Raw genomic sequence first — 1,298 nt, forward strand, 5'->3', positions numbered from 1 at the left:
TGGGCTGCCGCGGAGATTTCGGACAGTGGGCCCTCTTAAAATGAGGGTCTACCGAAAGTAGAGATCAGCATGACCGCATCACGCAAGCGATTTACCCAGGAGTTCAAGGACGAGTTGTGCCGGGAGGTGATCAACACGTCCAAGCCGATCAAGGACGTGGCCACCTCGTATGGTGTCGGCCCCGAGACGCTCCGGAACTGGCTGGTCAAGTACCGCGAGGCCAACAACGGCACGGAGGCGGATCTGACGGTGTCGGAACGGGCCCGGCTGAAGGAACTCGAGCGTGAAGTTCAAGAGCTGCGGGCGGAGACTGCCTTCTTGAAAAAAGCCAGCGCTTACTTCGCGCGGGAGCAGCGGTAGTGAGCAAGTACGAATACATCGACTCCCAGAAAAGTGAGCCCGCCAACCTGAATTCGGTCGTGAGAATGTGCCGCTGGTTAGGCGTCTCAACCTCCGGTTTCTACCACTGGGCCACCCGCCCGCAATCAGCCACGGCGTCCCGCCGGCAGGGCCTGACGGCGCGGATCGAGCACTTCTTCGAGGAGTCCGAGGGCACCTACGGCTACCGGCGCATCCACGCCGACCTCGCCGCGGAACAGACCGAGTGCTCTCCCGAGCTGGTGCGGCAGATCATGCGCCACCAGGGCCTGGTGGCCTGTCAGCCACGCCCGTTCCGTATCACCACCGAGGCTGACGCTGAGGCCGCCGCGGGCATGCCCGACCTCGTCCAGCGGGACTTCACCGCGGACCGGCCCGGGGTGAAGTTCGTCGGCGACATCACCTACATCCACACCTGGCAAGGGTTCGTCTACCTCGCCACGGTCATCGACTGCTACTCCAAGAAGGTCGTCGGATGGTCGATCGCCGATCACATGCGCACCGAGCTCGTCGCCGACGCGCTGAAGAACGCCGCCGCTACGACCCGGATCGAGCCTGACGCGATCTGGCACTCCGATCGGGGAAGCGTCTACACCTCAACCGGTTTCAGGGCCTTGGTGGCCGGTCTGGGCATGCGCTCCTCGATGGGACGTACCGGCGTGTGCTGGGACAACAGCATGGCCGAATCGTTCTTCTCCGCCCTGAAAAACGAACGTGTCTACCGGACTGTTTACGCGACTAAATCACAAGCCCGCAGCGACGTCATTCGCTACATCGAGGGGTTTTACAACAGCCGGCGCCGTCACTCCGCGCTCGGTTACCGGCGGCCCAATGAAGTCCACTATGGTTATCAACAGCCAGCCCTGGCAGCGTAGAAGAATCCACTAATTCCGCTGTCCGAAATACCCGCAGCAGCCCAG

The 1,298-nt window shown here is 62.3% G+C and carries 1 protein-coding gene; it reads left to right on the forward strand.

Features of this window, described 5'->3' with window-relative positions:
* The first annotated feature begins 69 nt into the window (after positions 1–69).
* Positions 70–1,253, forward strand: a protein-coding gene (locus tag BJG92_RS11050; RefSeq protein ID WP_232084058.1) for an IS3 family transposase whose coding sequence is annotated in 2 segments (ribosomal slippage) — positions 70–331 and positions 331–1,253 — 1,185 coding nt in all. Because the reading frame shifts where the segments join, the coding sequence is not laid out codon by codon here.
* The last annotated feature ends 45 nt before the right edge of the window (positions 1,254–1,298 follow it).

Origin of the sequence: Arthrobacter sp. SO5, assembly GCF_020532805.1 — a bacterium.
Classification (GTDB): Bacteria; Actinomycetota; Actinomycetes; order Actinomycetales; family Micrococcaceae; genus Arthrobacter.